The following is a 3,939-nucleotide window of genomic DNA, read 5'->3' on the forward strand; positions in this document are numbered from 1 at the left end:
CGGGAGGCGGCCGCCACGAGCGCGCGGCTGTAGGCGTGCCGCGGGCGCCGCACGAGGTCGCGCATCGTCGCGGCCTCGACCACGCGCCCGGCCTCGAGCACGACCACCCGGTCGCACAGCGCCGCCGCCACGGCGAGGTCGTGCGTGATGAACAGGAGCGCCTGGCCGGTCGCGTCGAGGCGGCGGCGGATGACGTCGACCACCCGGGCCTGCGTCACCACGTCGAGCGCGGTGGTGGGCTCGTCGGCGAGGAGGAGGTCGGCCCCGCAGCAGAGCGCGAGGGCGAGGCACACGCGCTGGCGCTGACCGCCCGAGAGCTCGGCGGCGAAGGCGGGGAGGGCCCCCGCGGGATCCTCCAGCCCCACCTCGTCGAGGAGGGCCAGGACCTCGCGGCGGGCGTCCGCGCGGGTGAGGAGCCCGGCGTCGGCGGCGGATCCGCGCGCCCGCGCCGCCCGCAGCGCCGCGACGAGCTGCGCGCCGACGGGGACGAGCGGGTTCAGCGCGGCGAGGGAGTCCTGCTGCACGGCGGCGACGCGGCCGAGGCGCTGGCGCGGCGACGCGGGCCGCATCGCACGGCCGCCGAGCTCGACGACGCCGTCGACCGCGGATCCGGAGGGCAGCGTCCCGAGCACGGCCTGCGCCGTGAGCGACTTGCCCGAGCCGGACGCGCCGACGAGCGCCACCCGCTCGCCCGCGCCGACGCGGAGGTCGACGTCGTGCACGAGCGGCGTGCGCCCGATCGAGATCGAGAGCGAGCGGACGTCGAGGGCGGGATGCACCGGGCCTCCGTCCAGGCGCCGTCGGACGTTCCGCGAGCGCTCCGTCCGACCCTACTGATACCCGTTCTCGATATCAAAACCGCGCGGACGGCAGGTCACGCCCCGCGGATCCCCCTCAGCAGCAGCGCTGTGGTCACCGCGGCCTCCGCCGCCTCGGCGCCCTTGTCCTCCTTCGAACCCGGGAGCCCGGCGCGGTCGATGCCCTGCTGCTCGTCGTCGAGCGTGAGCAGCCCGAAGCCGATCGGCTTGCCCGTGAGGAGCGAGGCCTGCGTGAGACCGGAGGTCGCCGCGTCGGAGACGTACTCGAAGTGCGGGGTGCCGCCGCGGATGATGACGCCGAGCGCGACGACCGCGTCGGCCCCCGCATCGAGCGCCGCGCGCGCGACCACGGGCAGCTCGAAGCTGCCGGGCACGCGGATCACGGTGGTGGTGACGCCCGCCGCGTCGAGCACGCGCTGCGCGCCCGCGAGGAGGCCCGCGCTGATCTCGTCGTGCCAGCGTCCGGCGACGACGGTGACCTCCAGCCCCGTCCCGTCGAGCGCGGTGGGGTCGATGTCGGGTGCTCCGTGTCCGCTCATGCGGTCTCCTCCTCGGGAGTCGTGGTGGCAGGGGTCGTGGTCGCGGCCGGTGCGGCCGTGGTGGTGGTCAGGCCGGCGGGCGCCTCGGCGTCCGGGTAGGCGTCCGGGCCGATGTGCATGTCCGTGTCGAGCACCATGCGGTGCCCCATCCGTTCGCGCTTGGTCTCCAGGTAGCCGGCGTTCACGTCGTTGACGCCGACCACGAGCGGCACGCGCTCGGTCACGCGGACGCCGTGCGCCTCCAGCTGCCGCACCTTCTCGGGATTGTTCGTGAGCAGGCGCACGTCCTCGATCCCCATGTCCTGCAGGATCGCCGACGCCGCGCCGTAGTCGCGCGCGTCCGCCGGGAGCCCGAGGGCCACGTTGGCGTCGAGCGTGTCGAGGCCGTCCTCCTGCAGCCGGTAGGCGCGCAGCTTGTTGACGAGGCCGATGCCGCGCCCCTCGTGCCCGCGCAGGTACACGACGATGCCGCCCGTGCGGGCGATCTCGTCGAGCGCCGCGTCGAGCTGCGGGCCGCACTCGCACTTCAGGGATCCGAGGGCCTCGCCCGTGAGGCACTCCGAGTGCACGCGCACGAGGGTGCCGTGCGCGGTCGGGTCGCCGGAGACGACCGCCACGTGGTCGGCGCCCGTGGTGCGGTCGCGGTAGGCGCGCAGCCGGAACGTGCCGTGCGTCGTGGGCACCGTGGTCTCGACCTCGAAGATCACGCGCGACGCCTCGGGGATCTCCACGGCCGGCTCGAGCGGCCGGTCGCAGTGGAACTCCTCCAGGTGCGCGACGAGCGCCTCGATCGTGACGACCAGCACGCCCTCGCGCTCGCCGAGGGCGAGGAGGCCCGGCAGGCGCATCATCTCGCCGTCGTCCTGCACGATCTCGCTGATGGCGCCGACGGGCGTGAGGCCCGCGAGCGTGAGCAGGTCGACCGCCGCCTCGGTGTGGCCGTCGCGCTCGCGCACGCCGCCGTCCACCGCCCGCAGCGGCAGGATGTGCCCCGGCCGGTGCAGGCTCGTCGGCACGCTGTCGAGGTCGGCGAGCACGCGCAGGGTGTGGGCGCGATCGGACGCGCTGATGCCCGTGGAGAGCCGGTCGGCCGCGTCCACCGAGACCGTGTACGCGGTGCCGCGCGGATCCCGGTTGTCGGCCACCATGAGCGGCAGCTCCAGCCGGTCCGCGATCTCGTTGGTCATGGGCGCGCAGATGAAGCCCGAGGAGTGCTTCACGAGCCAGGCCACCCACTCGGGCGAGGCGGACTCGGCGGCGAGCAGCACGTCGCCCTCGTTCTCGCGGCCCTCGTCGTCGACGACGATCACGGGACGGCCGGCGCGCAGCTCCTGCAACGCGGCGGGGATGGAGGCGAGGCTCACGAGCGGTCCCCCTCGGCGGCGGGGGTGGCGGCGGCGCGCGCGCCCAGCGCGAGCATCCGCTGCACGTGGCGCGCGAGCACGTCGGTCTCCAGGTTGACCTCGTCGCCCACCTCCAGCGCGCCGAGCGTCGTGGCCGTGAGCGTCTCGGGGATGAGCGACACCTCGAACCAGGCGTCGGCGTCCGGGGTGTCGGTGGGGCTGACCGCGCTCACGGTGAGGCTCACGCCCTGCACGGTGATGGATCCGCGGTCGACCACGAGCGGCGCGAGCTCGGCGGGCAGCGAGAAGCGGAGGATCCGCCATGCCTCGCCCGGCGTGGTCGCGACGAGGCGCCCGGTGCCGTCGACGTGGCCCTGCACGATGTGGCCGCCGAGCCGGTCGCCCACGCGCGCGGCGCGCTCCAGGTTCACGCGGTCGCCCACGCCGAGGCGCCCGAGTGAGCTCATCACGAGCGTCTGCCGCATGACGTCGGCGGTGAAGCCCTCCGCCGTCTGCTCCACGACCGTGAGGCACACGCCGTCGACGCTGATGGAGTCGCCGTGCCGGGCGTCGGACACCGCGAGCGGCGCCTCCACCGTGATCCGGGCGGAGTCGCCCTCGGCGTCGAGCGCGAGGACGCGTCCGCGCTCCTCGATGATCCCTGTGAACATCACTGGCCTTCCGTGGTGGGTCGCGCGATCACGAGGAGGTCGTCCCCGAGCCGCGTCGTGCTGATGAGGGTGAGTCGGTGGGCGGCCGGCATGCTCTCGACGCCGAGGTCGCCGGTCGCGGTGCGCGGGCCGCCGAGGAGGACGGGCGCGAGGTAGGCGACCACCTCGTCCACGAGCCCGGCGGACACGAGCGCGGAGCCGATCGTGGGGCCGCCCTCCACGAACACGTGCCGGATCCCGCGTCGGCCGAGCTCCGCGATCGCCGCGGCGGGGTCGTGTCCGGCGATGCGGATGAGCCGCCGCGGGTGGCGGTGCACGGCCGCGTGGTCCGGGATCGCGCGGTCGCCGAGCACGACGGGCGCGGGCTGGTGCGGGTACGGGATCCCGTCGGGCCGTCGGGCGGTGAGCGCCGGGTCGTCGGCGAGCACGGTGCCGGTGCCCACGAGGATCGCGTCGGCCTCCGCGCGGCGGCGGTGCACGTCGTGGCGCGCGGCGGGCCCGGTGATCCAGCGGCTCGTGCCGTCCGCCGCGGCGATGCGGCCGTCGAGGCTGGAGGCCCACTTGGCCG

At 75.4% G+C, this 3,939-nt stretch carries 5 protein-coding genes; all 5 read right to left on the reverse strand.

All coding sequences use genetic code 11. From position 1 onward, the window contains the following. The coding region (locus tag AWH51_RS08525; RefSeq protein ID WP_063071662.1) for an ABC transporter ATP-binding protein at positions 1 to 779 on the reverse strand (779 nt) is incomplete at its 3' end. 95 nt (positions 780 to 874) lie between these two features. Next, a complete protein-coding gene (gene ribH / locus AWH51_RS08530; protein ID WP_063071663.1) occupies positions 875 to 1,357 on the reverse strand; it encodes a 6,7-dimethyl-8-ribityllumazine synthase in 483 nt (160 codons plus the stop codon). Next, positions 1,354 to 2,721: a GTP cyclohydrolase II gene (gene ribA / locus AWH51_RS08535; protein ID WP_063071664.1), complete on the reverse strand. Its 1,368-nt coding sequence runs from the start codon at positions 2,719 to 2,721 to the stop codon at positions 1,354 to 1,356. The genes ribH and ribA overlap by 4 nt, the downstream gene beginning before the upstream one ends. Continuing rightward, positions 2,718 to 3,371 (reverse strand): riboflavin synthase, encoded by a 654-nt coding sequence (locus AWH51_RS08540; RefSeq protein ID WP_063071665.1) that lies wholly within the window; start codon positions 3,369 to 3,371, stop codon positions 2,718 to 2,720. Before AWH51_RS08540 ends, ribA begins: the two co-directional genes overlap by 4 nt. Further along, on the reverse strand, positions 3,371 to 3,939 hold a 569-nt coding region (locus tag AWH51_RS08545; protein ID WP_131798124.1), incomplete at its 5' end, for a RibD family protein. The genes AWH51_RS08540 and AWH51_RS08545, both read right to left, overlap by 1 nt.

It is taken from the genome of Clavibacter tessellarius, from assembly GCF_001618005.1.
In the GTDB taxonomy this organism is placed as follows: domain Bacteria; phylum Actinomycetota; class Actinomycetes; order Actinomycetales; family Microbacteriaceae; genus Clavibacter; species Clavibacter tessellarius_A.